This window comes from Streptomyces sp. NPDC006463 (genome assembly GCF_042870715.1).
GTDB lineage: Bacteria > Actinomycetota > Actinomycetes > Streptomycetales > Streptomycetaceae > Streptomyces.
The window spans coordinates 124,267-145,441 of record NZ_JBIAHP010000018.1 but is presented as its reverse complement, the minus strand read 5'-3'; the positions used below and the strand labels follow the sequence as shown (position 1 = coordinate 145,441).

Annotated in this window: 22 protein-coding genes; 4 read left to right on the top strand and 18 right to left on the bottom strand. The window is 70.8% G+C overall.

Annotation, left to right across the window (positions count from 1 at the left end; all coding sequences use genetic code 11):
* Nucleotides 1–6: 6 nt before the first annotated feature.
* Nucleotides 7–633 carry a response regulator gene (locus tag ACFYOB_RS29060; RefSeq protein ID WP_388564452.1) on the top strand — a complete coding sequence of 209 codons (627 nt, stop codon included), beginning with the start codon at nt 7–9 and terminating at the stop codon, nt 631–633.
* A gap of 57 nt (nt 634–690) precedes the next feature.
* On the opposite strand, the gene hisS is transcribed toward ACFYOB_RS29060, so the two are convergent.
* Both hisS and ACFYOB_RS29050 read right to left on the bottom strand, forming a co-directional pair.
* A complete protein-coding gene (hisS, locus tag ACFYOB_RS29055) occupies nt 691–1,953 on the bottom strand; it encodes a histidine--tRNA ligase (RefSeq protein WP_388564449.1) in 1,263 nt (420 codons plus the stop codon).
* 10 nt (nt 1,954–1,963) lie between these two features.
* The gene (locus ACFYOB_RS29050) at nt 1,964–2,677 is read right to left on the bottom strand and encodes an MBL fold metallo-hydrolase (RefSeq protein WP_388564446.1); all 714 of its coding nucleotides are present in this window, start codon (nt 2,675–2,677) and stop codon (nt 1,964–1,966) included.
* Between the two features lie 152 nt (nt 2,678–2,829).
* Here ACFYOB_RS29050 and ACFYOB_RS29045 point away from each other — a divergent pair, with 152 nt between their 5' ends.
* Together ACFYOB_RS29045 and ACFYOB_RS29040 are read left to right on the top strand one after the other, a co-directional pair.
* On the top strand, nt 2,830–3,612 hold the full coding sequence (locus ACFYOB_RS29045; protein WP_388564443.1) for a peptidylprolyl isomerase: 783 nt from the start codon (nt 2,830–2,832) through the stop codon (nt 3,610–3,612).
* Between the two features lie 196 nt (nt 3,613–3,808).
* Entirely contained in the window at nt 3,809–5,038 is a 1,230-nt protein-coding gene (locus ACFYOB_RS29040; protein ID WP_388564440.1) for a DUF349 domain-containing protein, read from the top strand.
* Between the two features lie 66 nt (nt 5,039–5,104).
* Here ACFYOB_RS29040 and ACFYOB_RS29035 read toward each other — a convergent pair whose 3' ends face one another.
* Entirely contained in the window at nt 5,105–5,461 is a 357-nt protein-coding gene (locus ACFYOB_RS29035) for a hypothetical protein (RefSeq protein WP_388564437.1), read from the bottom strand.
* A gap of 92 nt (nt 5,462–5,553) precedes the next feature.
* Between ACFYOB_RS29035 and ACFYOB_RS29030 the strand changes: the two genes are divergently transcribed.
* A complete protein-coding gene (locus tag ACFYOB_RS29030) occupies nt 5,554–5,691 on the top strand; it encodes a hypothetical protein (RefSeq protein ID WP_388564434.1) in 138 nt (45 codons plus the stop codon).
* A 176-nt stretch (nt 5,692–5,867) separates the two neighbouring features.
* On the opposite strand, the gene ACFYOB_RS29025 is transcribed toward ACFYOB_RS29030, so the two are convergent.
* The 15 genes from ACFYOB_RS29025 to pgsA all read right to left on the bottom strand — a co-directional run bounded on the left by ACFYOB_RS29025 (nt 5,868) and on the right by pgsA (nt 21,049).
* Nucleotides 5,868–8,288: a RelA/SpoT family protein gene (locus ACFYOB_RS29025; RefSeq protein ID WP_388564432.1), complete on the bottom strand. Its 2,421-nt coding sequence runs from the start codon at nt 8,286–8,288 to the stop codon at nt 5,868–5,870.
* Nucleotides 8,289–8,521: 233 nt separating this feature from the next.
* Nucleotides 8,522–9,067, bottom strand: coding sequence for an adenine phosphoribosyltransferase (locus ACFYOB_RS29020; RefSeq protein ID WP_388564512.1), 546 nt, complete (start codon nt 9,065–9,067; stop codon nt 8,522–8,524).
* A 5-nt stretch (nt 9,068–9,072) separates the two neighbouring features.
* Nucleotides 9,073–10,128 carry a protein translocase subunit SecF gene (gene secF, locus ACFYOB_RS29015; protein ID WP_388564429.1) on the bottom strand — a complete coding sequence of 352 codons (1,056 nt, stop codon included), beginning with the start codon at nt 10,126–10,128 and terminating at the stop codon, nt 9,073–9,075.
* Nucleotides 10,129–10,131: 3 nt separating this feature from the next.
* Complete coding sequence (gene secD / locus ACFYOB_RS29010) at nt 10,132–11,925, bottom strand: protein translocase subunit SecD (RefSeq protein ID WP_388564427.1); 1,794 nt, start codon at nt 11,923–11,925, stop codon at nt 10,132–10,134.
* 155 nt (nt 11,926–12,080) lie between these two features.
* Entirely contained in the window at nt 12,081–12,554 is a 474-nt protein-coding gene (gene yajC / locus ACFYOB_RS29005; protein WP_388564424.1) for a preprotein translocase subunit YajC, read from the bottom strand.
* A gap of 165 nt (nt 12,555–12,719) precedes the next feature.
* Nucleotides 12,720–13,790 (bottom strand): Holliday junction branch migration DNA helicase RuvB, encoded by a 1,071-nt coding sequence (ruvB, locus tag ACFYOB_RS29000; protein ID WP_388564421.1) that lies wholly within the window; start codon nt 13,788–13,790, stop codon nt 12,720–12,722.
* A gap of 186 nt (nt 13,791–13,976) precedes the next feature.
* Nucleotides 13,977–14,609 (bottom strand): Holliday junction branch migration protein RuvA, encoded by a 633-nt coding sequence (ruvA, locus tag ACFYOB_RS28995; protein ID WP_388564419.1) that lies wholly within the window; start codon nt 14,607–14,609, stop codon nt 13,977–13,979.
* Nucleotides 14,606–15,142, bottom strand: a complete 537-nt coding sequence (gene ruvC, locus ACFYOB_RS28990; RefSeq protein WP_388564416.1) for a crossover junction endodeoxyribonuclease RuvC — start codon at nt 15,140–15,142, stop codon at nt 14,606–14,608. The genes ruvA and ruvC overlap by 4 nt, the downstream gene beginning before the upstream one ends.
* Nucleotides 15,143–15,272: 130 nt before the next feature.
* The gene (locus ACFYOB_RS28985) at nt 15,273–16,025 is read right to left on the bottom strand and encodes a YebC/PmpR family DNA-binding transcriptional regulator (RefSeq protein ID WP_388564413.1); all 753 of its coding nucleotides are present in this window, start codon (nt 16,023–16,025) and stop codon (nt 15,273–15,275) included.
* 57 nt (nt 16,026–16,082) lie between these two features.
* The gene (gene pdxT, locus ACFYOB_RS28980; RefSeq protein ID WP_328924748.1) at nt 16,083–16,673 is read right to left on the bottom strand and encodes a pyridoxal 5'-phosphate synthase glutaminase subunit PdxT; all 591 of its coding nucleotides are present in this window, start codon (nt 16,671–16,673) and stop codon (nt 16,083–16,085) included.
* 4 nt (nt 16,674–16,677) lie between these two features.
* Complete coding sequence (gene pdxS / locus ACFYOB_RS28975; RefSeq protein WP_388564411.1) at nt 16,678–17,595, bottom strand: pyridoxal 5'-phosphate synthase lyase subunit PdxS; 918 nt, start codon at nt 17,593–17,595, stop codon at nt 16,678–16,680.
* 146 nt (nt 17,596–17,741) lie between these two features.
* Nucleotides 17,742–18,281: a hypothetical protein gene (locus tag ACFYOB_RS28970; protein WP_376681874.1), complete on the bottom strand. Its 540-nt coding sequence runs from the start codon at nt 18,279–18,281 to the stop codon at nt 17,742–17,744.
* Nucleotides 18,282–18,303: 22 nt separating this feature from the next.
* The gene (locus ACFYOB_RS28965) at nt 18,304–19,473 is read right to left on the bottom strand and encodes a glycosyltransferase family 4 protein (protein ID WP_388564408.1); all 1,170 of its coding nucleotides are present in this window, start codon (nt 19,471–19,473) and stop codon (nt 18,304–18,306) included.
* A complete protein-coding gene (locus ACFYOB_RS28960; RefSeq protein ID WP_388564406.1) occupies nt 19,473–20,384 on the bottom strand; it encodes a phosphatidylinositol mannoside acyltransferase in 912 nt (303 codons plus the stop codon). The genes ACFYOB_RS28965 and ACFYOB_RS28960 overlap by 1 nt, the downstream gene beginning before the upstream one ends.
* Nucleotides 20,384–21,049 carry a phosphatidylinositol phosphate synthase gene (gene pgsA / locus ACFYOB_RS28955; protein WP_328924752.1) on the bottom strand — a complete coding sequence of 222 codons (666 nt, stop codon included), beginning with the start codon at nt 21,047–21,049 and terminating at the stop codon, nt 20,384–20,386. Before pgsA ends, ACFYOB_RS28960 begins: the two co-directional genes overlap by 1 nt.
* Between the last annotated feature and the right edge of the window lie 126 nt (nt 21,050–21,175).

Sequence of the window (21,175 nt, the reverse complement as noted above, 5' to 3'; positions counted from 1 at the left end):
TACGACATGATCCGCATCCTGCTGGCCGACGACCACCCGGTGGTACGGGAGGGCCTGCGCGGCATGCTCAGCGCCGAGCCGGATCTGGAGGTCGTCGCGGAGGCCGCCAACGGTCCGCAGGCGGAAGCGCTGGCCGCGCGGCTGGTGCCCGACCTGGACCTGATCCTGATGGACCTGCGGATGCCCGGCGGCGACGGGGTGGAGTCCACCGCCCGCATCACCGCGGCCGGGCTGCCGGTCCGGGTGGTGGTGCTGACCACGTACGAGGACGACCGCGACATCCTGCGGGCGGTGGAGGCGGGCGCGGCGGGCTACCTGCTGAAGGACATGGCCCGTGCGGAACTGGCGGAGGCGGTCCGCGCGGCCGTCCGCGGCGAGACCGTCCTGGCCCCGTCGGTGGCGGGCCGTCTGGTCGACCACCTGCGCGCCCGGCCGGAGCGTCCGCACCTGTCGGAGCGCGAGGTATCGGTCCTGCGCCTGGTCGCGGAGGGCGCGACGAACGCGGAGATCGGCCGCCGCCTGTTCGTGGCGGAGTCCACGGTCAAGACCCACCTGCTGCGGGTCTTCGCGAAGCTGGAGGTCACGGACCGCACGGCGGCGGTGACGACGGCCATGCGGCACGGCCTGCTGTGACGCGGACGGCCGCGGACCGGGGGAGTTCCCCGGTCCGCGGCCGTCCGCGTACGCGTATCAGGCCAGGCGGGCCTGGACGGTGGCGACCAGATCGGCCACGGCCACCGGGGCCTGCTCGCCGGACTCCATGTCCTTCAGCTGGACCAGCCCCTCGGCCAGATCACGCTCACCGGCGACGACGGCGAACCGTGCGCCCGACCGGTTCGCGTCCTTCATCGCACCCTTGAGGCCCTTGCCGCCGTAGGAGAAGTCGGCCGCGATCCCGGCCTTGCGGAGTTCGGTGATCTTCCCGAACAGCACCCGCCGGGCCTCGTCGCCGAGCGCGACCGCGAACACCGAGGTCGACGCGGGGATGTCCAGCTCCACGCCCTCGGCCTCGAGCGCGAGCACCGTACGGTCCACACCCAGCGCCCAGCCCACGGACGGCAGCGCCGGTCCGCCGATCATCTCGGACAGACCGTCGTAGCGGCCGCCGCCGCCCACCGCGGACTGCGAGCCCAGACCGTCGTGGACGAACTCGAAGGTGGTGCGGGTGTAGTAGTCGAGCCCGCGCACCAGCTTCTCGTCGTCCTCGAAGGCGACCCCGGCCGCCGTGATCAGCGACCGCACCTCCTCGTGGTACGCCTTGCACGCGTCGCACAGGTAGTCCCGCAGCATCGGCGCGCCGACCAGCTGCTTCTGTACGTCCGTGCGCTTGTCGTCGAGGACGCGCAGCGGGTTGATCTCGGCCCGGCGGACGGTCTCCTCGTCGAGGTCCAGCCCGCGCAGGAAGGACTGCAGCGCTTCCCGGTAGACCGGGCGGCACTCCTTGTCGCCCAGCGAGTTCAGCAGGATGCGGAAGTTGCGCAGGCCCAGCGAGCGGTACGCCTGGTCGGCCAGGATGATCAGCTCGGCGTCCAGCGCCGGGTCCTCGGCGCCGATGGCCTCGGCACCGACCTGCGAGAAGTGGCGGTAGCGGCCCTTCTGCGGCTTCTCGTAGCGGTAGTACGAGCCCGAGTACCAGAGCTTGACCGGCAGGTTGCCCTTCTTGTGCAGGCTCGCCTCCAGCGCCGCGCGCAGCACCGAGGCCGTGCCCTCGGGACGCAGGGCCAGCTGGTCGCCGCCCTTGGTCTCGAAGGCGTACATCTCCTTGGAGACGATGTCGGTGGACTCGCCCACACCGCGGGCGAAGAGGCCCACGTCCTCGAAGCCGGGCGTCTCGATGTAGCCGTAGCCGGAGTTCCTCAGCGGGGCGGAGATGGCCTCGCGTACCGCCAGGTACTTCACGGAAACCGGCGGGATCAGGTCGTACGTGCCCTTGGGGGCCTGAAAAGTAGCCACGAAACTCTCGTCACATTCCTCGTCGTGGAGCGGCCGTCGGGTCCGCTGCCAGGCCGGCGGCGACCTCCCGCAGGTACGGGTTGGTCGCGCGCTCACGGCCGATGGTGGTCTGGGGACCGTGGCCGGACAGCACCACGGTCGAGTCGTCGAGCGGCAGGCACACGCGGCCCAGCGACTCGAGGATCTCGGCGTGGGAGCCGCCGGGCAGGTCGGTGCGTCCGATGGAGCCGGCGAAGAGCAGGTCACCCGAGAAGAAGACCGGCGGGATGTCGGCCAGCTCGGGCATCCGGAAGGTCACCGACCCCTTGGTATGCCCCGGCGCGTGCGCCACGGAGAAGTCCATTCCGGCCAGTTTCAGGCCGGCGCCGTCGGTCAGCTCACGGACGTCGTCCGGCTCGCCCACGGTCAGTTCGCCCATGAGCGGCATCCCGATGGAGCGGCCGAGGGCCTTCTCCGGGTCGCTCATCATGTAGCGGTCCTCGGGGTGGATCCAGGCCGGTACGTCGTGTGCTCCGCACACCGGGACCACCGAGGCCACATGATCGATGTGGCCATGGGTCAGCACGACCGCGACGGGCTTGAGCCGATGCTTCTTCAGCGTCTCCTCGACACCCTGGGCGGCTTGGTGGCCCGGGTCGATGATGACGCACTCCTCACCGGCGGCGGGGGCGACCACGTAACAGTTGGTCCCCCAGGCCCCGGCGGGGAACCCGGCAATCAGCACGTTCGTCCTCAATCGTCGTCCGGCGGGAGCTGCAGTTCGGAATGTTGCTGCTCAGAGCCTACCGGCGCCCCTCATTACACAGCGAACCCATATACGGTACGGCCTAACCCAGCCCGGACAGCAGTACCAGACACGTACAAGGAGACGACCCGGTGGTCACGAGCGATCAGCGGCGGCGACAGCTCGCCAGGGAGAAGTACGAGCGCCAGCAGAAGCGCCGGGCCGAGGCCCGGCGCAAGGCGCGCCAGCGCACGGCGATCATCGGCGCGGCGGTGGCCGTGGTCGTCGCGACGCTGGTCGGCCTGATCGTGGGCGGCGTCTTCGACAAGGACAAGAAGGACCAGGCGGCGAACCCGGCCGCGAGCCCCTCGGCCGCGCCGAAGCCCAAGCAGTCCCCCTCGCCCGAGATGGCCATCGACCAGAAGGCGAAGTACACCTTCGCCCTCAAGACCAGCGCGGGCGACATCAGCTTCGCGATGGACGCGGCGAAGACCCCGCAGACCGTGAACTCGTTCAAGTCGCTCGCCGACAAGGGCTACTTCGACAACACGAAGTGCCACCGGCTGACGAGCGGCGGGATCTTCGTGCTCCAGTGCGGCGACCCCGAGGGCACCGGCATGGGCGGCCCCGGCTACACGATCCCGGACGAGAACCTGGACTCCCTCGGCAAGGCGAACGACCAGGGCCAGGTGATCTACCCGGCCGGCACGGTCGCGATGGCCAACACCGGCCAGCCCGGCTCGGGCGGCAGCCAGTTCTTCCTGGTCTACAAGGACAGCCCGCTGGCGCCGTCGTACACCCCGTTCGGCAAGATCGACGCCGCCGGGCTGAAGGTCCTGGAGGAGATCGCCAAGGCCGGTACGGCCGACGGCGGCCAGGACGGGGCCCCGAAGAAGGAAGTCAAGATCGAGAAGGGCACCGTCACCCAGAACTGACCGGAAGCCGGCCGGCCCCGGGTCCGGGCCCCCGCGTCCCGCGCGTACGCCGATATTCCGTCGTGCGGGATGCGGACAGGCGGCCCGGCGGTCGCCTATGTTGGCGTTGTGCAGGGCGGGCGCTGCCCGCCCCAGGAAACTGTGGACGATGCCCAGGGGGTGAACCCCTCGAAAGGCATCAGGTGGAGGAGGCGCTGTGAGCAGCGACCCGTGGGGCCGAGTCGACGAGACGGGCACCGTGTACGTGCGTACTGCCGATGGCGAGAAGGTCGTCGGCTCATGGCAGGCGGGCACCCCTGAGGAGGCCCTGGCCTATTTCGAGCGCAAGTACGAGGGCCTGGTGGTCGAGATCGGCCTCCTCGAAAAGCGGGTGCGGACCACCGATCTGTCCGCCAAGGACGCGCAGACGGCGATCGACCACCTGCGCACGCAGGTCGACGAGCACCATGCCGTGGGCGACCTGGACGCTCTTCGCGTTCGGCTGGACAAGCTGGTCGCGACGGTGGAGTCGCGGCGCGAGGAGCGCAAGGCGCAGAAGGCCAAGCAGACGGACGAGGCCCGCGCGGCCAAGGACGCCCTGGTCGTCGAGGCCGAGGAACTGGCGCAGAGCGACCAGTGGCGCAGCGCGGGCGAGCGGCTGCGCGCCCTGGTGGACATCTGGAAGGGTCTGCCGCGGCTGGACCGCAAGTCGGACGACGAGCTGTGGCACCGCTTCTCGCACGCCCGCTCCGCCTTCTCCAAGCGCCGCAAGGCGCACTTCGCCTCGCTGGACGCGCAGCGCGAGGATGCCCGCAAGGTCAAGGAGAAGCTGGTCGCGGAGGCCGAGTCGCTGTCGAAGTCGACCGACTGGGGTCCGACGGCCGCCCGCTACCGCGAGCTGATGGCGGACTGGAAGGCGGCGGGCCGGGCGCAGCGCGAGGCCGAGGACGATCTGTGGAACCGTTTCCGCGGGGCCCAGGACGTCTTCTTCGCGGCGCGCAGCGAGGTGTTCGCGGAGCGCGACGCCGAGCAGGTGGAGAACCTGAAGCTGAAGGAGGAGCTGGCCGCCGAGGCCGAGAAGCTCGTCCCGATCACCGACCTGAAGGCGGCCCGTGCCGCGTTCCGCTCCCTCAACGAGCGCTGGGAGGCCATCGGCCACGTGCCGCGGGACGCCCGGCCGAAGGTCGAGGGCCGGATGCACGCGGTGGAGCGGGCCATCCAGGAGGCCGAGGAGGGCGAGTGGCGTCGTACGAACCCGGAGGCGCGGGCGCGTGCGGCCGGTCTGACGGGCCAGCTCCAGGCGGCGGTCGACAAGCTGCGTGAGCAGATCGACGCGGCGCGCGCGGCGGGCAACAACGCGAAGGCCGACAAGCTGTCCCGGGAGCTGGAGGGCCGCCAGGCCCTGCTGGACCAGGCGCTGAAGGGCCTGGAGGAGTTCGGCGGCTGACGGCCCCGCTCCCCGGTACGCAACAGGCCCCGGTACGGAAGATCCGTACCGGGGCCCTCGTGCGTCTCAGGGCCGGACCCGCTTCTCGTCCTGGATCAGGTCGAGCCCGTGCTCCGGCACCTCGCAGGAGTGGATGTGGTTCCCGGACTCCTGCAACAGCCCGGCCAGCCGCCGGCACACCAGGACCGCGTCCGGCCGGCGGAAGCGGTGCACGCGCACGAACGCCTCTTCGAGTACGGCGATCGCCTCGCCGAGCTGCCCGGTCTCGGCCAGCATGCCGGCCAGTTCGCGCTGGACGGCCAGCAGATCGCCCTCTCCCGCGCCCGACCGCTCGCGCAGGGCGAGCCGCAGCACCGGGAGTGCGTCCCGGGTCCGCCCCGCGGAGCGCTGGGTCCGGACCCGGGCGAGGCCGGTCCCGACCATGGCCGACCGGAGATCTCCCCGGAGCACCGGCCCGGCCGGAACTCCGCGCGGCGCCCGGGCCCGGTTCCGGGCGACGGTTTCACGTAGTCCCGGTGCAGCACCCCGCTGGCGTGTGCCGCGCCCAGCCCGGCGAGCATGTCCACGGCGACCCGGCAGGCCCGCTCCACGGGCAGCGGCTGCCCGCGCCCGGCGACCAGCTCGGACAGGTCCTCACCGTCGAGCGGCACTGATGCCGTCCGTGAGGCACTTGATGGCCACCCGCCGATCGAGGCGGAGGCCTCCGCCTCGAAGACCACGCCCATGCCGCCCCGGCCAATGACCCGTACGGGCTCGTAGCGCCGGCTGAGGCCGCACGGGAACATGTCGTACGCGCCACGCGCGCCCCCGGTACGGCATCAGGTGATGGTCACGGCCTCCTCGCCGAAGTCACACGGTAGACGTCGTACACGCCCTCGACACCCCGAACGGCCTTCAGGACGTGCCCCAGGTGCTTGGGGTCGCCCATCTCGAAGGTGAACCGCGAGGTGGCCACCCGGTCGCGGGAGGTCTGCACGGCGGCCGAGAGGATGTTCACGTGCTGGTCCGACAGGACCCGGGTGACGTCGGACAGGAGCCGGGACCGGTCCAGCGCCTCGACCTGGATGGCGACCAGGAAGACCGAGGACTGGGTGGGCGCCCACTCGACCTCCAGCATCCGCTCGGGCTGCTGGGAGAGCGAGTCGACGTTGACGCAGTCCGCGCGGTGAACCGATACGCCACTGCCACGCGTGACGAACCCGATGATCGGGTCGCCCGGCACCGGGGTGCAGCAGCGGGCCAGCTTGACCCACACGTCGTCGACGCCCTTGACGACGACGCCCGGGTCGGCACTGCCGCGCCGCTTGCGGGCGCGGGCCGGCGGGATGCTCTCCTCGATGTCCTCGCTGGCCGCATCCTCGCCGCCGAGGGCCGCCACCAGCTTCTGTACGACGCCCTGCGCGGCCACGTGGCCCTCGCCGATCGCCGCGTAGAGGGAGGAGATGTCGGGGTAGCGCATCTCGTGCGCGAGGGTGACGAGCGAGTCGCCGGTCAGGATGCGCTGGATCGGCAGGTTCTGCTTGCGCATGGCCCGCGCGATGGCGTCCTTGCCGTGCTCGATGGCCTCGTCGCGGCGCTCCTTGGAGAACCAGGCGCGGATCTTGTTGCGGGCCCGCGGGGACTTGACGAAGCCCAGCCAGTCACGGGACGGGCCGGCGCCCTCGGCCTTGGAGGTGAAGACCTCGACCAGGTCGCCGTTGTCGAGCGTGGACTCCAGCGGGACGAGGCGTCCGTTGACGCGTGCCCCTATGGTCCGGTGGCCGACCTCGGTGTGGACGGCGTACGCGAAGTCCACGGGGGTGGCGCCGGCGGGCAGCGCTATGACGTCGCCCTTGGGCGTGAAGACGAAGACCTCGTTGCGGGAGAGGTCGAAGCGCAGCGAGTCCAGGAACTCGCCCGGGTCCTCGGTCTCCTTCTGCCAGTCCAGCAGCTGGCGCAGCCAGGCCATGTCGTTGACCGTGTCCTGGCCGGCGCTTCCCTTGGCGGCCTGCGGGACGTCGGTACGGACCTTGGAGGTGCCGGCGACGGTCTGCTGCTTGTACTTCCAGTGCGCGGCGATGCCGTACTCGGCGCGGCGGTGCATGTCGAAGGTGCGGATCTGGAGTTCGACCGGCTTGCCGCTGGGCCCGATGACCGTCGTGTGGAGCGACTGGTACATGTTGAACTTGGGCATCGCGATGTAGTCCTTGAACCGGCCGGGGACCGGGTTCCAGCGCGCGTGCACGGTGCCGAGGGCGGCGTAGCAGTCCCGTACGGTGTCCACCAGCACCCGGATGCCGACCAGATCGTAGATCTCCGCGAAGTCACGGCCGCGGACGATCATCTTCTGGTAGACGCTGTAGTAGTGCTTCGGGCGGCCCGTCACGGTGGCCTTGATCCGGGCGGCTCTCAGGTCGACCATCACCTCGTCCGTGACGACGGCGAGGTACTCGTCGCGCTTGGGCGCCCGCTCGGCGACCAGACGGACGATCTCGTCGTACATCTTCGGGTAGAGGATCGCGAAGGAGAGGTCTTCGAGCTCCCACTTGATGGTGTTCATGCCCAGCCGGTGCGCCAGCGGGGCGTAGATCTCAAGGGTCTCGCGGGCCTTCTTCTCCTGCTTCTCCCGCTTGAGGTAGCGCATGGTGCGCATGTTGTGCAGCCGGTCGGCGAGCTTGATGACCAGGACGCGCGGGTCCTTGGCCATGGCGACGACCATCTTGCGGACGGTCTCGGCCTGCGCGGCCTCGCCGAACTTGACCCGGTCGAGCTTGGTGACACCGTCGACGAGGAGGGCCACGGCGTCGCCGAAGTCGCGGCGCAGGTCTTCGAGGCCGTACTCGGTGTCCTCGACGGTGTCGTGGAGCAGGCCGGCCATCAAGGTGGCCGGGTCCATGCCGAGCTCGGCGAGGATCGTGGTCACCGCGAGCGGGTGGGTGATGTACGGGTCGCCGCTCTTGCGCTTCTGGCCGCGGTGCCAGCGTTCGGCGACCTGGTAGGCCTGCTCCAGCTGGCGCAGCGTCGCCGTCTCGATCTTCGGATCGTTGCTGCGGACTATGCGGAGCAGGGGCTCCAGGACCGGGTTGTACGCGGTGGAACGCTGGACGCCGAGGCGGGCCAGCCGGGCGCGCACCCGGTTGGAGGACCCGGCCGACTTCGCCGGCGCGGGCTTGACCGGCGGGGCCGGCGGGGGCGTGGCGGCGGGCGCCGCGGCCTGCTCGGCCCGCGGGTCGGGCTGCGCGGCGGAGAGTGGCTGGACCTCGTCTGGCAAGAGCGCTCCCTGGGGGTCCCCCCGGACGGCGTCTGGGGGAGGATCCGGTACCCGTGTCCGGTCCGGATAACCCATCGTAGCGAGGGTTGCGCCCCGTCGTTCCCCCGAGCCTCGGCCTGAACCGGTCCGGCGCGCTCCGCTGCTCGGGGCCGGCCCCCGGCAGCGGCGCCGCACACGAAAGCGGCGGGTACCCGGGGTGTCCCGGATACCCGCCGCGTGCGGCACGCGGGTGGTCAGACCACGATCAGCGCGTCCAGCGGGGCCGCCGCGAGCGCATCGGCCAGCTTGGCCCGCCCGGGCAGGAAGGACAGTTCCATCAGGACCGCCACCCCGGCGACCTCGGCCCCGGCCCGCCGGATCAGCGAGAGCGAGGCTTCGGCGGTGCCACCGGTGGCCAGTACGTCGTCGATGACCATGACCCGGTCACCGGCCGACAGGTCCTCCGCGTGGACCTCGATCTCCGCGGTCCCGTACTCCAGCTCGTACGACTGCGCCAGCGTCGCGCCCGGCAGCTTGCCGGCCTTGCGCACCGGCACGAAGCCGACTCCGGCCGCCACGGCCACGGGGGCCGCCAGGATGAACCCGCGCGCCTCCAGCCCGACGATCTTCGTCGCGCCGTACCGCTCGGCCAGCTCCACCAGCACGCCCGTCAGCGCGGCGAACGCCTCCGGGTCGGCCAGCAGCGGGGTGATGTCCTTGAACATCACGCCCGGCTTCGGGTAGTCCGGTACGTCCTTGATCCGGCTGAGCAGCAGCTCGCGTACGTCCTCGGAGAGCAGCCCGGTCACCGGCGCCGCCCCGCGCGGCCCTGCGCCACGACCTGCGGCCCGCCCTCGGACTCGTAGCCCTCGTCCGCGGACTCGCCCTTGGCCGCGGCGGCCGCCCGCTTGGCGAGCACCCGCTTCTTCAGGGCCTTCATCGCCGGCTCGCGCTCCTTGAGGTCCACGACCAGCGGGGTCGCGATGAAGATCGAGGAGTACGCACCGGCCGCGAGGCCGACGAACAGCGACAGCGAGATGTCGTTCAGCATGCCGGCGCCCAGGAAGCCGCCGCCGATGAACAGCAGGGCCCCGACCGGCAGCAGCGCCACGACCGTGGTGTTGATCGAACGGACGAGCGTGCCGTTGATGCTGCGGTTGGCGATCTCGCTGTACGTGTAGCGGGTCTGCTTCGTGATGTCCTTCGACCCCTCCTTCAGACCGTCGAAGACGACGACGGTGTCGTAGAGGGAGTAACCGAGGATCGTCAGCAGACCGATGACCGTACCCGGGGTGACCTCGAAGCCGACCAGCGCGTACACGCCGACGGTGATCGTGAGGTCGTGGATCAGGGCGATCAGTGCCGCGACCGCCATCCGCCACTCGAAGGCGATGGCGAGGTAGATCACGACGAGGACCATGAAGATGCCGAGGCCGGTCCAGGCCTTGTTCGCGATCTGCTCACCCCAGCTGGGGCCGACCAGGTCCGCGTTGACGTCCGCCTCGGTGACCTTGAGGTCGGTCGCGAGCTGCTTCTTCACGTCGGTCGCGGAGTCGGTGTCCAGACCCGAGATCTGGATGCGCAGCCCGCCGGTGCCGAGCTCCTGGACGATCGCGTCGTGGCCCGAGGCCTTCTCCGCCTCCTCGGTCGCCTTGGCGACCGAGACGGCCGTCTTCGGGGTGGTGAAGACGGCACCGCCCTTGAACTCGATGCCCATGTTGAGGCCCTGAACGGCCAGGGCCACGATCGCCGTGATGGTGATCAGGATGGAAACGCCGTACCAGAGAAAGCGCTTGCCGACGAAGTCGTATCCGACCTCACCGCGGTACAGCTTGGCGCCGAGATCTCCCAGCTTCGACATCTCTCACGCCTCCTTTGCGTCGACGGGGGCGGGGGCGGAACCGGTACGACGGGACCGGCGCAGCGGGGGCTTGGCACCCAGCCGCTTCGGGTCCAGCCCGGACCACGGGTGACCGCTGGCGAAGAACTTCGTGCGCGCCAGCAGCGTCATGACGGGCTTGGTGAAGAGGAACACCACGACCACGTCGAGCAGGGTGGTCAGACCCAGCGTGAAGGCGAAGCCCTGCACCTTGCCGACGGTGACGATGAACAGCACCGCGGCGGCCAGGAACGACACGAAGTCGGAGACCAGGATGGTGCGCCGGGCACGGGGCCAGGCCCGCTCGACGGCCGGCCGCAGGGTGCGGCCCTCGCGGATCTCGTCACGGATGCGCTCGAAGTACACGATGAACGAGTCCGCCGTGATGCCGATCGCGACGATCGCACCGCAGACGGCGGGCAGGTTCAGCGCGAAGCCGATGCCCTTACCGAGCAGCGCCATGAGCGTGTAGGTGAGGATCGCGGAGACCAGGAGGCTGAGGATGGCGACGAACGCCAGGCCCCGGTAGTACACCAGCAGGTAGATCACCACGAGGAGCATGCCGATGGCACCGGCGATCAGGCCGGCCTTCAGCTGCTCACCGCCGAGCGCGGCGGTGACGGTGGTGACGCTGTCCTCGCTGAAGGAGAGCGGCAGGGCGCCGTACGAGAGCATGTTGCCCAGGTCCTGAGCGGACTGCTGGGTGAAGCCGCCGGAGATCTCGGCGTTGCCGCCGGTCAGCGCCTGGCTCACGGACGGGTCGGAGATGACCTGGCCGTCGAGCACGATCGCGAACTGGTTCTGCGGGGCCTGCTTGGTGGCCAGCTCGCCGGTGATCTTGGCGAACTTGTCGGCGCCCTTGTCGGTGAACTGCATCGTGACGATCCAGGCACCGCGCTGGGGATCGATGATTCCCTTGGCGTTCTTCACGTCCTGGCCGTTGACCTGGGCCGGACCGAGGATCCACTTGCCCCAGGTGGTGCCGCGCTGACCACAGGCGACCATCGGGTCCTCGGGCTTGGCACCCTTGCCGGCGGCCGCGCGCTGCTCCTCGTTGGTGCAGTCCAGCTTCGCGAAGTTGTCCTGCAGGGTCTTGGCGGCCTGCTCATCGGCCGACGGCGGCGTCGCCGACGCGGAGCCCGAGGGGGTCGGGGCCGCCTTGTCGTCTGCCTTCTTCGACTCGCTCGCCGAAGGCGAGGGAGAGGGGGCGTTCGGGGCCTTGAGGGCCTCGCTGAGCGCACGGCCCTGGGAAGTGGCGCTGGACGACGGGGTGGCCGACGGGGAGGACTTGCCGTCCCCGGCCTTGGGAGCGCCGGAGCCGCTCGCGGAGGGGCTCGGGCTCTGGGTGCCCTCGGGTGCGGCCGGGGCGCCGTCGGCGAAGGCCAGGACCGGGCGGAAGTACAGCTGGGCGGTGGTACCGACCTGCTCGCGCGCCTGCTGCTCGTTCGTCCCCTTGGGGATGTTCACGATGATGTGGTCGCGGCCCTGCGTCTGGACCTCGGCCTCCGACACGCCGAGACCGTTGACGCGGCGCTCGATGATGCCGACCGCCGTGTTCATGTTGGTCTCGTTGATCGCGTCCGGCTTGCCGGGCTCGCTCTTGGCCTTGAGCGTGATGCTCGTACCGCCGGCGAGGTCGATGCCGAGCCGGGGAGTCGTCTGCTTGGAGAGGAACATCCCCGCGGTGAGCGCCACCATCGCGATCAGGATGATCGCCAGGGCGCGCCCCGGCCTCCCCTGAGCCCCCGTGGGCCGCCGGCCCTTCTTCGGTGCTGCCACCTTGTCGTTTCTCCCTGTCCAACCGCCCCGCGCCGGGTCAGCGCGCGGACGGCCACGAAATGTGTGGTGGGGACCCCTGCCCCCCGCAGAAGTGGTCACTGACCGGGACCGCGACGGCCGCCGATCAGGCGCCCTCGCGGTCCCCGGCCCGCGCGCTACTTCGCGCCGGCCTCGCCGTCGGTCTTGCCGTCCTTGGGCTCGTCGTCGCCCTTGGGCTCCTCGTCCTTCTTGCCCAGGTCGAGCTTGGGAGCCTCGTCCTCGTCCTTCGTGAGGTCCGCCTTCGGGGCCTCGGTCAGCGAGGAGGCGTCGTCCGGGACGACCGGCGCGTCGTGCGCCGCCTCGTCGCCGATGCCGTGAACGATGCGGTTGTACTCCGCGTCCTCCAGAACGGCGCCGATGGCGTTCTTCGCGTAGATCGCGTGGACGCCGGGAGCCACCTCAAGAGTGACGGTGTCGTCGCCGATCTCCTTCACCGTGGCGTACATGCCGCCGATGGTGCGGACCCCGGTGCCGGGCGTCATGTGGTCGCGCATCTGCGCGGCCTGGGCCTGCTTCTTCTTGGCGGAGCGGGTCATCAGGACCATCGCCCCGATGAGCACGATGAACGGGAGGAATGTCACGAGATTCACGGGACGGAGATCCTTCGCACGACCGCACGCGGACGGCGGCCTTTTCTACGGGGGTGGGCATACCGACCTGAAGGGTCGGCATCGGCGGAGTCTAGGCGAGTCCGCACCGATGGAACAACGCCCAGCATGGCACCGCAGTTCCTGAGGGGTCGAACCTCCGCGCCGTCAGGCCCCGAACAAGCCCTGTTGTCCGCTTGATCCACTCCCGTGGTGCTGCGGCGGTACGAGTCCCAGGTGAGCCCAGGCGGCGGGGGTCGCCACGCGTCCCCTGGGGGTGCGCGCGAGCAGCCCCTCGCGGACGAGGAAGGGCTCCGCGACCTCCTCGACGGTCTCCCGCTCCTCGCCGACGGCGACGGCGAGGGTGGACAGGCCGACGGGCCCGCCGCCGAAGAGCTTGAGCAGCGCCTCCAGGACGGCCCGGTCCAGCCGGTCGAGCCCGCGCGCGTCCACCTCGTAGACCTGGAGGGCGGTACCGGCCACGTCCCGGTTGATCACGCCGTCGGCCCGGACCTGCGCGTAGTCGCGGACGCGGCGCAGGAGGCGGTTGGCGATGCGCGGGGTGCCGCGGGAGCGGCCGGCGATCTCGGCGGCGCCGGCGGTGTCGATCTCGACGTCGAGGAGTCGGGCGGAGCGGTGGATGACGCGTTCCAGCTCCTCGGGTGCGTAGAACTCCATGTGCCCGGTGAAGCCGAAGCGGTCGCGCAGCGGGGGCGGCAGCAGTCCGGCCCGTGTCGTCGCCCCGACGAGGGTGAAGGGCGGCAGTTCGAGCGGGATCGCGGTCGCGCCGGGCCCCTTGCCGACGATCACGTCGACGCGGAAGTCCTCCATGGCCATGTACAGCATTTCCTCGGCGGGCCGGGACATGCGGTGGATCTCGTCGAGGAAGAGGACCTCGCCCTCCTGGAGGGAGGAGAGGATGGCCGCGAGGTCGCCGGCGTGCTGGATGGCGGGGCCGGAGGTGATGCGGATGGGCGCGCCCATCTCGGCCGCGATGATCATCGACAGGGTGGTCTTGCCCAGGCCGGGGGCGCCGGAGAGCAGGACGTGGTCGGCGGTGGCGCCCCGCTGGCGGGCCGCCTTGAGGACGAGGTCCAGCTGCTGGCGGACCTTTTCCTGGCCGACGAACTCGCCGAGGTCCTTGGGGCGCAGGGCTGCCTCGACGGCGGTGTCCTCGCCGTCGGCGGCGGCCGCCACCAGCCGCTCGGTCTCGGCGTCGGTCTCGTCGTCCCAGTTCACGGTGTCAGTCTGCCTTCTCGGTTATGCACGGTGGGTCTGTCGTGTGCGGCGCCGCGGCGGAGGCTCCCCCCACGAACCCCTGCAGATGGAACCACGCCCGCCTTTCCGGCGGAATCGGCCGAATCCAGCTCCTCCGGCGTTCGATGAGCGGGCTCCGGGGCGGAGTCCCAGGAGCGGGGCCGCACGTCAGCGGGCGCGGTTCAGGGACTGCAGGGCCGCGCGCAGGAGCTGCGGCACGGGGGCCGACCCGCCCGCGGCGATGGCGGCCTCGGCCTGCGGCGTCACCGCCGAGACGGCCTCCTCCGCCTCCCGGGACGCGTAGCCGAGGCCGATCAGTGCTGCCGAGAGCTGCTCCGACCACGGGGCCGGCCCCGACGCGGCGGCCCGCTGCGCCCCCACCAGGCCGCTCGACCCCAGCGGGGCGCCCAGCTTGTCCTTCAGCTCCAGCAGGAGCTTCTGCGCGCCCTTCTTGCCGATGCCGGGCACGGCCATCAGCGCCTTCTCGTCCCCGGTGGACATGGCCAGCCGCAGCGCGTCGGGGCTGTGCACCCCGAGCATCGCCTGGGCCAGCCTCGGCCCGACCCCGCTGGCGCTCTGCAGCAGTTCGAAGACCTGCCGCTCGTCGTCGTCGGCGAAGCCGTACAGGGTGAGCGAGTCCTCCCGTACGACCAGCGAGGTGGCCAGCCGGGCGTGCTCGCCGATCCGCAGGCCGGCGACGGTGTTCGGCGTGCACTGCACGGCCATGCCCACTCCCCCGACTTCGATCACGGCCAGGTTGGGGGCGAGCGCGGCGACCGGGCCGCTGACGAAGGCGATCATCGGGTACGGCCTTTCGAGCCAGAGGCGTGCAGGGCGACCGCCTGCTGGAGGCGGTTTTGGGCGGGGGCCCGCCAGATGTGGCAGATGGCAAGGGCGAGCGCGTCGGCGGCGTCGGCCGGTTTCGGCGGTGCGTCCAGCCGGAGCAGCCGGGTCACCATGGCCCCGACCTGGGCCTTGTCGGCCCGGCCGCTGCCGGTGACGGCGGCCTTGACCTCACTCGGCGTGTGCAGGGCGACCGGTATCCCGCGCCGCGCGGCGCACAGCATGGCGACGGCACTCGCCTGGGCGGTGCCCATCACGGTGCGGACGTTGTGCTGGCTGAACACCCGCTCCACCGCGACGACTTCGGGCCGGTGCGTGTCGAGCCATTCCTCGATGCCCTGCTCGACGGCGACGAGCCGGTGGCCCAACTCGGCGTCCGCGGGCGTCCGTACGACGCCCACGCCGAGCATGGTCAGGGGACGCCCGGCGACACCCTCGACGACGCCGACGCCGCACCGCGTCAGCCCCGGGTCCACACCGAGAACTCGCACCCTGCCCCCTGCCGTTCGACCATCTGTCCGTGCAGGCTATCCGGCCCCACTGACATCGGCACAAAGCGACGGCGGGCCGCCGGGGTGTGTCCCCGTCGGCCCGCCGTTCGAAGGGTGAGGTCGATGCCGGTCAGGCGTCGACCTTCTCCATGACCTCGTCCGAGACGTCGAAGTTGGCGAAGACGTTCTGCACGTCGTCGCTGTCCTCCAGCGCGTCGATCAGCTTGAAGATCTTGCGCGCGCCGTCCTCGTCGAGCTCGACCTGCATGGTCGGAACGAAGCTGGAGTCGGCGGAGTCGTAGTCGATGCCGGCTTCCTGGAGCGCGGTGCGGACCGCGACCAGGTCGGTGGCCTCGCTGATGATCTCCCAGGTCTCGCCGTTGTCGTTGACCTCTTCGGCACCGGCTTCCAGGACCGCGTCGAGCACGTCGTCCTCGGACAGCTCGGCCTTGGGCAGGAGGATGACGCCCTTGCGGTTGAACAGGTACGAGACCGAGCCCGGGTCGGCCATCGAGCCGCCGTTGCGGGTCATGGCGACGCGGACGTCGGACGCGGCACGGTTGCGGTTGTCGGTGAGGCACTCGATGAGCACCGCGACACCGTTGGGACCGTAGCCCTCGTACATGATCGTCTCGTAGTCGGCACCGCCGGCCTCAAGGCCACCGCCGCGCTTGACCGCGGAGTCGATGTTCTTGTTCGGGACCGACTGCTTCTTCGCCTTCTGCACGGCGTCGAAGAGCGTCGGGTTGCCGTCGATGTCAGCGCCGCCCATACGGGCCGCGACCTCGATGTTCTTGATCAGCTTCGCGAAGAGCTTGCCGCGCTTGGCATCGATCACGGCCTTCTTGTGCTTCGTCGTAGCCCATTTAGAGTGGCCGGACATCCGCCTGTCTCCTTCGCGTAACCAACAGTGTTCGTCTCCGATCCTACCGGGACCTGATTACAGCCCCGCGCGCACCATGTCGACGAAATACGCGTGGACCCGGTCGTCGCCGGTCAGTTCGGGGTGGAACGAGGTGGCGAGGACGTTGCCCTGGCGCACGGCGACCGTGTGGCCGTCGTACGTGGCGAGCACCTCGGCGGCGCCTCCGACGGACTCGACCCACGGCGCGCGGATGAAGACGCCCTCGACCGGGCCGTCCGCGATGCCGGCGAAATCGATCTTCGCCTCGAAGGATTCGTTCTGGCGACCGAAGGCGTTGCGGCGGACGATCATGTCGATGCCGCCCAGGGTCTCCTGGTCCTCACGGCCGTCCAGCAGCTTGTCGGCCAGCATGATCATGCCGGCGCAGGTGCCGTAGACGGGCATGCCGGCGCGCACGCGCTCGCGCAGCGGCTCCAGCATGCCGAACAGCACGGCGAGCTTGGACATGGTCGTGGACTCGCCGCCGGGGATCACCAGGGCGTCGACCTCGGCGAGCTCCTCGGGACGCCGGACCGGCCTGGCCACGGCGTCCGCCGCGGCCAGGGCGATCAGGTGTTCCCGTACGTCGCCCTGGAGGGCCAGGACTCCGATGATGGGGGTGGTCATGTGACTACCAGCCGCGGTTGGCGTAGCGCTCGGTCTCGGGGAGGGTGTCGCAGTTGATGCCGACCATGGCCTCGCCCAGGTTGCGGGAGGCGTCCGCGATGATCTTCGGGTCGTCGTAGAAGGTGGTGGCCTTCACGATGGCGGCGGCGCGCTTGGCCGGGTCGCCGGACTTGAAGATGCCGGAGCCGACGAAGACACCCTCGGCGCCGAGCTGGCGCATCAGGGCGGCGTCGGCCGGGGTGGCGACGCCACCGGCGGAGAACAGGACGACGGGGAGCTTGCCGAGCTCGGCAACCTCCTTGACGAGCTCGTACGGGGCGCGCAGCTCCTTGGCGGCGGCGTACAGCTCGTTGTTGTCGAAGCCGCGCAGCTTGGCGATCTCGTTCTTGATCTGGCGCAGGTGACGGACGGCCTCGACGACGTTGCCGGTGCCGGCCTCGCCCTTGGAGCGGATCATGGCCGCGCCCTCGGCGATGCGGCGCAGGGCCTCGCCCAGGTTGGTGGCACCGCAGACGAAGGGGGTGGTGAACGCCCACTTGTCGGAGTGGTTGACCTCGTCGGCCGGGGTCAGGACCTCGGACTCGTCGATGTAGTCGACGCCGAGGGACTGCAGGACCTGGGCCTCGACGAAGTGCCCGATGCGGGACTTGGCCATGACGGGGATCGAGACGGCCTCGATGATCTCTTCGATCATGTTCGGGTCGGACATGCGGGCGACCCCGCCGTCCTTGCGGATGTCGGCCGGGACCCGCTCCAGGGCCATGACGGCCACGGCGCCGGCGTCCTCGGCGATCTTCGCCTGCTCGGCGTTGACCACGTCCATGATCACGCCGCCCTTGAGCTGCTCGGCCATGCCGCGCTTGACGCGCGAGGTGCCGATGGCCGACTCGGCGGACTGGGGGGAGGTGGGAAGCGTGCTCACGGATTGACCTCACTCGAAAGGAACTCGAACGGAAGACGGGGCCTACTGGACTACTCGGCCGAGGAAACCCCACGGACCAGTCCACAACAAGGGCCAATGTGGAGCCTGTGGCCTCTTCACTTGTCCCCTGCGGCCCTACCGGCTGTCTATACAGGCCGCTCCGCCAGATCCGCCGGAGGCTCGTCGTCCATTTCGAAGGCGAGCGGGAAGGGGGCGTGCCCGGCCAGCCGGAACCAGCGGACCTTGCGGTGCCTGCGCAGGGCGCGGGCGGCCCGTACGGCGTCGTTGTGGAACCGCCGGGCCATGGGCACCCGGCGGACGGCCGCGGCCAGGTCCTCGGTGGCCTCAGCCCCGCCCGGAGCGGCCTTCAGCACCTCGACCTGATCGGCGTCGAAGACGGCCCGCAGCGCCTGGCTGAGCTCGCTCTCGGCGACCTCGCGGTGCTCCTCCTCGGCCTGCCGGGCGGCGTGCGCGGCCTCGTACAGGACCAGGGAGGACGCGGGGTCGAGCACCCCGGAGGTGGCCACCTCCAGCACCACGGAGGCCCGCCGCACGAGCTGCGCGTCGAGCGCGGCCCGCGCGGCGTCCATCCGCGAGTGCAAGCGGTCCAGCCGACCGGCGGTCCAGCTGAGGTAGACCCCGATGACACCGAGAGCCAGGGCAATCCAGACAAGGGTTTCGATCACGGGCCGCGACTCTACCGGCCTGTCAGGAGGACGGGTCCCGCGAGAACCCCAGTCGGGTACGGAGCGGGACGCGTTCGTCCGTGGCGACCGCCGCCGCGCCGTCCGTGACCGTCTCGTAGACCGCCAGGATGTCCGCGCCGACCGTGGACCAGTCGAAGCGCCGCACGTGCGCCGAGCCGCGCGCGCTGAGCTCCGCCCGGCGGGCCGGGTCCCGCAGCAGGTTGATCGCCCCGGCGGCGAGCGCGTCCGGGTTCTCGTTCGCGAAGAGGTCGCCGGCGCCGCCCTGGTCCAGGACCTGCGCGAAGGCGTCCAGGTCCGACGCCAGGACCGCCGCGCCCGCCGACAGGGCCTCGACGAGGATGATGCCGAAGCTCTCGCCGCCCGTGTTCGGGGCGACGTACACGTCGACGCTGCGCAGCAGCCGCGCCTTGTCCTCGTCCGAGACCATGCCGAGGAACTCCACCCGGGAGCGCAGCTCCGCGGGCAGCGTGGCCACCGCCTCCTCCTCGTCACCGCGGCCGGCCACGAGCAGCCGTACGTCCGGGCAGGCCTCCACGATCTGCGGGAAGGCCGCCATCAGCACCGGCAGGCCCTTGCGCGGCTCGTCGATGCGGCCGATGAAACCGAGGGTCCGGCCGCTCCACGACGGATTCGGCTCGGCCTTGGCGAAGAAGTCCACGTCGACGCCGTTCGGGATCACCACCGCGTCCCCGCCCAGGTGCTCCACCAGCGTGCGCCGCGCGTACTCGCTCACCGCGATCCTCGCACTGATCTTCTCCAGCGCCGGCTGGAGGATCGGGTACGCCGCGATCATCGCCCGCGACCGCGGGTTCGAGGTGTGGAAGGTCGCCACGATCGGCCCCTGCGCGGCCCAGCAGGACAGCAGCCCCAGCGAGGGCGAGGCCGGCTCGTGGATGTGGATCACGTCGAAGGTGCCTTCGTGCAGCCAGCGCCGCACCCGGGCCGCCGACAGGAAGCCGAAGTTCAGCCGGGCCACCGAGCCGTTGTACGGCACCGGCACCGCCCGCCCCGCGGAGACCACGTACGGCGGGAGCGGGGTCTCGTCGTCCGCCGGGGCCAGGACCGACACCTCGTGGCCGAGGCGGATCAGGTGCTCCGCCAGGTCCCGGATGTGGAACTGGACGCCTCCGGGCACGTCCCACGAGTACGGGCACACGATGCCGATCTTCACTACGGGCGCTCCCCCTGGTCGGTCAGATCGTCCAGCCACAAACGCTGCAGCATGTGCCAGTCCTCCGGGTGCTCCCCGATGCCCCACGCGAAGGCGTCCGCGAGGGCCTGCGTCATGACGGTGGTCTTCTCGGTGCGCGTCCCGGTCTTCGGCACCTCCACCTCGGGGTGGATGCGGCCGTACATCTTCGGCGTGTCGCCGTAGTGCAGGGTGGCCGGCAGCAGCACGGCACCCGTCTGCTGGGCCAGCAGCGCCGGCCCGGCCGGCATCCGCGCCGTGGAGCCGAAGAAGTCCACTTCGACCCCGGAGGCCGACAGGTCCCGGTCCGCGACCAGGCAGACCAGGCCGCCCGAGCGGAGCCGGCGCGCGAGGGTCCCGAACGCGGCGCCGCCGCTGTGCGGCAGGACCTCCATCCCCAGGCTCTCGCGGTAGGCCACGAAACGGTCGTAGAGGGACTCGGGCTTGAGCCGCTCGGCGACCGTGGTGAACGGGACTCCGATGTGGCCTATGGCCCAGGCCCCGGCGAGGTCCCAGTTGGCGAGGTGCGGGAGGGCGACGATGACCCCCCGCCCGGAGGCGAGCGCCTCGCGCAGGAGGTGCTCGTCCTTGAACTCGACGTCCGTGCTGAACCGCTTCGGGTCCATGGTGGGCAGCCGGAAGGACTCCATCCAGTACCGCATGTACGAGCGCATGCCGGCCTTGGACAGCTCCCGCAGCCGCTCCGGACCCGCCTCGGGCACCACGCGCGCCAGATTCGACTCCAGCCGCAGCACGCTCTTGCCGCGCCGCTTCCACGCGAAGTCCGCTATCCGGCGGCCGAGGGCCACCGCGGCCGGCTCGGGCAGCTTCTTGACCCCGGCCCAGCCGAGCCCGTACAGCCCGTCGACCAGCTTGTCCTGCGCCGCGCCCATCAGGCCGCGCCGCCCTCGGCCGAGGCGGCCGCCGCGTCGGCCTCGGCCGACTCACGACGTACGGTGACCACCCGCTGGATCAGCGTGACGAGGGAACCCACCGCCACGACCCACAGCGCGACCGGGAGCAGCACCCCGATCCAGGACGGCACACCGAAGGTCTGCAGCCCGGACAGACCGGCCGCGACCAGTGTGATCACCAGCCGCTCGGCCCGCTCGATGAGCCCGTTGACGGCCACCGGCAGCCCGATCGACTCACCGCGTGCCTTGGTGTACGAGACCACCTGGCCGCTGGCCAGGCAGAAGATGGCCACCGCGCACAGCGCGTTGTCGTTGCCGGAGCCCGCGTACCAGAGCGCGAGGCCGCCGAAGATCGCCGCGTCCGCCACCCGGTCGAGGGTGGAGTCGAGGAAGGCGCCCCACCGGCTGGAGACGCCGGCCTGGCGGGCCATGTTCCCGTCCACAAGGTCGGAGAAGACGAAGAGGGTGATGGTGATCGTGCCCCAGAAGAACTCCCCCCGGGGGAAGAAGACCAGCGCTCCCGCCACCACTCCGGCCGTGCCGATCAGGGTGACCGCGTCCGGGCTCACCCCCCGCCGGAGCAGAAATGCGGCGAATGGCGTGAGAACACGCGTGAAGAATGCACGCGCGTACTTGTTCAGCATGGCCTTCCCGGAGGGTCGCTGGGCCGCACGGCCACCACGGCCACCGGCTGGCCCATCGTAGCCAGCACGCCGCCCCCCCGGACGCCGCGCACCCCGGTTCGGGACTCGTAAGACGTACTTCACGTC

Bases quoted from the DNA above. Each gene is read 5' to 3' on its own strand.
- secF (WP_388564429.1), bottom strand. From the start codon at position 10,128: ATGTCGAAGCTGGGAGATCTCGGCGCCAAGCTGTACCGCGGTGAGGTC.
- ACFYOB_RS28985 (WP_388564413.1), bottom strand. From the start codon at position 16,025: ATGTCCGGCCACTCTAAATGGGCTACGACGAAGCACAAGAAGGCCGTG.
- ruvA (WP_388564419.1), bottom strand. From the start codon at position 14,609: ATGATCGCCTTCGTCAGCGGCCCGGTCGCCGCGCTCGCCCCCAACCTG.
- ACFYOB_RS29060 (WP_388564452.1), top strand. From the start codon at position 7: ATGATCCGCATCCTGCTGGCCGACGACCACCCGGTGGTACGGGAGGGC.
- ACFYOB_RS29035 (WP_388564437.1), bottom strand. From the start codon at position 5,461: ATGGTCGGGACCGGCCTCGCCCGGGTCCGGACCCAGCGCTCCGCGGGG.
- pdxT (WP_328924748.1), bottom strand. From the start codon at position 16,673: ATGACCACCCCCATCATCGGAGTCCTGGCCCTCCAGGGCGACGTACGG.
- ACFYOB_RS28960 (WP_388564406.1), bottom strand. From the start codon at position 20,384: ATGGGCGCGGCGCAGGACAAGCTGGTCGACGGGCTGTACGGGCTCGGC.
- pgsA (WP_328924752.1), bottom strand. From the start codon at position 21,049: ATGCTGAACAAGTACGCGCGTGCATTCTTCACGCGTGTTCTCACGCCA.